The organism is Pseudomonadota bacterium (assembly GCA_022572885.1).
Lineage (GTDB): Bacteria > Pseudomonadota > Gammaproteobacteria > Steroidobacterales > MnTg04 > MnTg04.
Map to the genome: position 1 here is coordinate 1 of JACZVC010000057.1, position 5,533 is coordinate 5,533.

Consider the following 5,533-nt stretch of genomic DNA (forward strand, 5'->3'; position numbering starts at 1 on the left):
GCAATGGGAAAAAGCACAATATTCATGTGAACGAGTCCAGCAACGTCGATAAGTTTGTCAAGATGCGTATCGCCAGGGATGCCCAGCTCGATATGCCGGCGCTGATTCTTCCATCGATCCAGGTCAATATTCGCGCGGGCGCGTTGCCGGAACCTGAAGACAACGGAACGCGCTATCTCAAACTTCCGCTGGACCAATTTTAGGGAGCTGCCTGCCATGACTCACTGGATTGCCAGGCTGGCCACGTCGAGACCCCGGACGATCTACTTGTTTGTCGCCCTTTTGACCTTGGGGCTGGGCTTGCAAATACCATCGATCGAAATCGATACAGATCCTGAAAACATGCTCCCGCAGGAGCAGCCCGATCGCGTGTTTCACAACCAGACCAAGGAGGAGTTCGGTCTTTCAGATGCGATTGTGGTTGGCGCGGTCAATGACGACGACCCGGGCGGCATTTACAACGTCCGCTCGCTGGCGGCGATGCATCGTGTCAGTCGGGAGATTCTCAAAATTGATGGAGTAGTGCGCCATGACCTGATGTCCCTGTCAGTGGTAGATAATGTCAGCCAGGATGGCGTCGGCGCGATCAGCTTCGACTGGCTGATGCACGAGGCTCCGCAGACCGCAAAGCAGGCGCTGGCGATCCGTGAGGCGGTAGAACGGTTGCCCTTGCTGATGAATACGCTGGTGTCCGGAGATGGCAAGACGGCGGCGATTTATGTTCCGATTGTCAGCAAGGACCAAAGCTACCGGATTTCCGGCGAGATCGAACAGATTATCGATCGATCGCTTGCCGAGAGCGGCGCAACCGACAGTTACCACATTACCGGTCTGCCGGTGGCCGAGGACACTTTCGGCTACGAAATGTTCGTCCAGATGGGAATATCAGCGCCACTGGCAGGGCTGGCCATTTTTCTCTTGATGTGGTTTTTCTTCCGCAACGCCGCGCTGGTGGTTGCGCCGATGATCGTTGCAATGGCGACCGTCATCTCCGCGATGGGCCTGATGATCGGCATGGGCTATACCGTCCACATCATGAGTTCAATGATTCCGATTTTCCTGATGCCCATCGCGGTCGTGGACTCCGTGCACATCCTGTCGGAGTTCGCCGACACTTTTGACGAGGGTGACGATGCCGGGGTGACGATCCGCAAGGTCGTCGGTCGTTTGTTCAGGCCCATGTTATTTACCTCGGTCACATCGATCATAGGGTTCCTGTCGCTGGCGTTAACGCCGATTCCTCCCGTCCAGATTTTTGGAATATTCGTGGGCTTTGGCATCATGCTCGCGTTTCTGCTGACCATCGTTTTTGTTCCTGCCTACGTTGTGCGTATGAGCCCGGCCCAGCTCAGAGCGTTGCAAAAATCACACCGCGGGCGGGGCAAGCCGGGAATGTTGTCGCGCCTGTTACCGCCGCTTGGCCGGTTTTCGACGGCCAATTCCGTGAAGCTGGTGATCGCCTTTGTAGTTGTTTTCGGGCTAAGCGTGCTAGGCGTAACCCGTATCCAGATCAACGACAATCCGGTGAATTGGTTCAAGTCGGATCACCGCATCCGGGTTGCCGACGAAGCGCTTAACCGCCATTTTGCCGGCACCTACGACGCATTCTTGGTGCTGCGGTATCAGGGGCAGGATGCTTACCGACAGTTGCCCGCGCAAGCAGAGGAAATTCTCGACCGTGCCCGGCGGGACGGGGTGGAACTGGATGCGATCTGGCAGGATGTGGCGGAGCAAACCGGCGCGGATGATCCTGGTGAGTGGCTGGATGCCATGGTCACGGCGCTGGACGATGCGTTGTTCGGCGCTACCGATGTGGAAATTCCTTATCTTGAGGACTTGCTTGAGTCTGCCGAGGCCGCGCAAAGCCAGGCAAAGTATTTCCAGCAACCCGAGGCCGTGCGGCTGATCGAAACCTTGCAGCAGGTACTGGTGGCCAGTGTTCATGTAGGCAAGACCAACGCGCTGCCGGACCTGGTCAAAACCGTCAACCGCGAGTTGCTCAGCGGTGCGCCGTCGGATTTCGCAATCCCGGACACGACCGCCGCGATAGCCCAGACTCTGCTGGTCTATCAATCCTCCCATCGCCCGAATGACCTTTGGCACATGGTCACGCCAGACTACCGTTCTGCGGTCATCTGGCTGCAATTGCGCAGCGGTGATAACCAGGACATGAGTGAGGTTATGGAACAGTTCGATGAGTACCTGGCCGGCCACCCGTTGCCAGCGGACCTGAGCAGCAGATGGGCGGGCAAGACCTATATCAATGTAGTCTGGCAAGACGCGATGGTGGCGGGTATGGTCAAAAGCCTGCTCGGTGCTTTCGTCGTGGTGCTCATCATGATGATCGTACTGTTTCGATCGTTTTTTTACGGCCTGCTCGCCATGTTGCCGCTAACCATCACGATTACCCTGATTTATGGCCTGATCGGCTTTATCGGCAAGGACTATGACATGCCGATCGCCGTGCTCTCGGCGCTGACCCTTGGCCTGTCAGTGGATTTCGCGATTCACTTTCTGGAACGCGCACGGGCAATCCACCAGGAAACCGGCTCTTTTGCGTTGACGATGAACCGAGTGTTCAAGGGGCCGGCTCGGGCAATCACTCGCAATACAATTGTCGTCGCTATCGGCTTTACGCCGCTGCTGTTCTCGCCGCTGCTGCCGTATGTAACGGTTGGTGCATTCCTGGCAGGAATCATGGCTGTCTCGGCGATCGTTACCCTGGTATTGCTGCCGGCGATGTTAAGTATCCTGCGAGGCCGCCTGTTGCCCGAGCCACACCGTTCCGGCGGTGCAAGGAAATCATCCTCAGGAGGTTGAATATGAAAGCAGGATTCGCTGTAGGTCTGGCGACGGCGCTGATGGGGCTGCCGGTATTTTCCGGTGCAGCGGATCTCACCGATGCAGCTGAAATTATCCACCGAACCAATCTTGCCGCCTATTATGCCGGTGACGATGGCCGCAGCGACGCGCGGATGCGCATCAGGGATAGCCAGGGCCGCGAACAGCTGCGGCAATTCACCATTCTCAGGCGTGACCGCGAAGACGGCGGCGACCAGGATTTCATGGTGTTCTTCAGCCGCCCTGCCGATGTGCGCGGCATGGTTTTCCAGGTGGCAAAGCACGTCGACGGCGATGACGATCGCTGGTTGTACCTGCCTGGCCTGGACCTGGTGAAACGTATTTCGGCCGGCGACAAGCGAACCAGTTTTGTCGGGTCGCATTTTTTTTACGAAGACGTTTCCGGACGCAATCCGAATGACGACCACCACGCGCTGATAGACAGCGACGCTCAGTACTACGTGCTGGAGAGTACGCCAAAACATCCGGCCACGGTAGAATTCAAGAGTTACACCCTGTGGGTGGACAAGCAAACCTTTCTGCCGATGAAAATCGAATATATCAACGAGATCGGCGAAATTTACCGGCGTGTTGAAGTGCTTGAAGTCAAATCGATACAGGGGCATCCAACGGTCATTCGTTCGAAAATTGAAGATTTGCAGCGAGGCGGGCATACGCTGCTGGAATTTCGCTATATCCATTTTGACCTGGGACTGCCGGAAGAAATTTTCAGCGAACGCTCGCTGCGCAATCCGCCACGCCAATGGCTGAAGCGGCCATCCAGATAGCCGCAGCCGTTGTGCTGGAGTTATCGCCATGAAATTGCCTCTTCATGTACTGCTGCTGTTTTTCTCGTGCGCGCTGGCCGCCCAGGTCGAAGGCGAGGTCGTTGAAGACGATTGGGGCGACGAGTGGGGTGAGGAAACAGCGGGGAGAATGCCATTCCATGGCTTCGTCGAGGCTGGTTTCGGGGGCCGTTTGCAGGGCGAATCCGCCATCGGACGGCGCACAACGCTGGCCGAGATCAGGTTTCGCGGCGAATCGGAATTGGTCCGTGATCGATGGTCGCTGGCGCTAAAAGCAGACCTTTATGCTGACGATATAGAAGCGACGCTGGATACCGATGTTCGTGAGCTGGCGTTGATGTTCGCGCCAACCGCCAACGTGGATATCGAGGTCGGTCGGCAGATACTGACCTGGGGTACCGGCGATTTCCTGTTCTTGAATGACTTGTTTCCGAAAGACTTCGTTTCCTTTTTCGGTGGCCGTGACGATGAGTACCTCAAGGCCCCATCGAATACCGTGCGCGCGAGCGTATACGGCAAGGCCCTCAACATCGACCTGGTCTGGACGCCGGTTTTTACCGCTGACGATTATCTGAATGGCAAGCGTTTCTCATTTTTCTCTGCTGTCGTAGGCAATATTGTTACGCCCGATCCACCGCTGGCGGCGCAAAAGCCCGGGCGCAGCCCAGGCAATGGTGAGCTTGCCGCACGGTTGTACAAGACCGCGGGTTCCGTTGAATACGCGGCCTATGTTTATTTCGGTTTCTGGAAACAGCCGCTGGGCGTCACGGCGCAGCAGACGCTGTTCTTTCCCAGGCTCAACGTTTATGGTGCGAGCCTGCGCCGACCGGCATTGGGTGGCATCGCAAGTTTCGAATTTGCTTCTTACGATAGCCGGGACGATCGCTCGGGCGCCGATCCGCTGATCCCCAATTCGCAACTGCGGGTGTTGCTCGGTTATGAAAGAGAGCTGGTTGCTCGCCTGAGCCTTGGCTTGCAGCTGTATGGCGAATGGACAGCGAACCACGGGCGGCTGCTGCAGAATTCACCGACACCACAGTATGAGGCAGGGCAAACGCGTACCTTGCTGACCACACGGCTGACCTACCGCGATGAGCGGGACCGGTGGCAACACTCGCTATTTGTGTTCGTGTCTCCGAGCGACAGCGATTACTACCTGCGACCCCAGGTTCGTTACCGGATGGACGACGCCTGGAGTTTCACCGGCGGCGCCAACCTGTTTGGCGGCAGGGAGCAATACACATTTTTTGGACAACTCGAAGACAACAGCAACGCTTTTTTGCGTGCCCGATATAGTTTTTAATCGAAAAAGAGCGAAGGCCAGGGAGAAAACTGTCGTTTGTACGATCGTGTGCGGGTGGCGGGACACGCCATTGGCCGGTTAAGCTATTGCAATGCACCCAGGCGCTGGAAAAGGCAGTTGCACGAGTATATTTCTGGTCGGCCCGATGGGCGCCGGAAAGACCGCGGTCGGGCGGCGGCTCGGCAAGGAACTGGGGTTGCAGTTTTACGATACCGATCTCGAAATACAGGAACAGACCGGCGTCGATATCGGGTTCATTTTCGAAAAGGAAGGAGAGGGCGGTTTTCGCCAGCGCGAGGCAGTGGCGATTGAACGCCTGACGCGACTGCCATCCATCGTACTGGCTACCGGCGGTGGTGCGGTGCTCGACCCGCAGAACAGGAGCAGGCTGTCGCAAAGGGGGCGTGTGGTTTATCTGCGCGCCAGCATCACGCAACAGCTTAGGCGTACAAGACTGGTTGCCAACCGGCCCTTGCTGGATGGCGAAAGCCCCGAAGAAACGTTGGCGAAACTCGCCCGGCAAAGAGAGCCGATCTACGAGAAAATGGCCGATCTGACGATTGATACGAATAGCCGGAAAGTA

General features: G+C 56.9%; 5 protein-coding genes. All 5 read left to right on the forward strand.

Translation table 11 applies throughout. The features are described from left to right. Positions 1 to 26 precede the first annotated feature (26 nt). Positions 27 to 203: a hypothetical protein gene (locus IIA05_12800; GenBank protein ID MCH9027968.1), complete on the forward strand. Its 177-nt coding sequence runs from the start codon at positions 27 to 29 to the stop codon at positions 201 to 203. Between the two features lie 13 nt (positions 204 to 216). Next, complete coding sequence (locus IIA05_12805; GenBank protein MCH9027969.1) at positions 217 to 2,820, forward strand: MMPL family transporter; 2,604 nt, start codon at positions 217 to 219, stop codon at positions 2,818 to 2,820. A 2-nt stretch (positions 2,821 to 2,822) separates the two neighbouring features. Continuing rightward, the gene (locus IIA05_12810) at positions 2,823 to 3,629 is read left to right on the forward strand and encodes an outer membrane lipoprotein-sorting protein (protein ID MCH9027970.1); all 807 of its coding nucleotides are present in this window, start codon (positions 2,823 to 2,825) and stop codon (positions 3,627 to 3,629) included. 28 nt (positions 3,630 to 3,657) lie between these two features. Next, positions 3,658 to 4,950: a hypothetical protein gene (locus IIA05_12815; GenBank protein MCH9027971.1), complete on the forward strand. Its 1,293-nt coding sequence runs from the start codon at positions 3,658 to 3,660 to the stop codon at positions 4,948 to 4,950. 91 nt (positions 4,951 to 5,041) lie between these two features. Further along, the coding region (locus IIA05_12820) for a shikimate kinase (GenBank protein MCH9027972.1) at positions 5,042 to 5,533 on the forward strand (492 nt) is incomplete at its 3' end.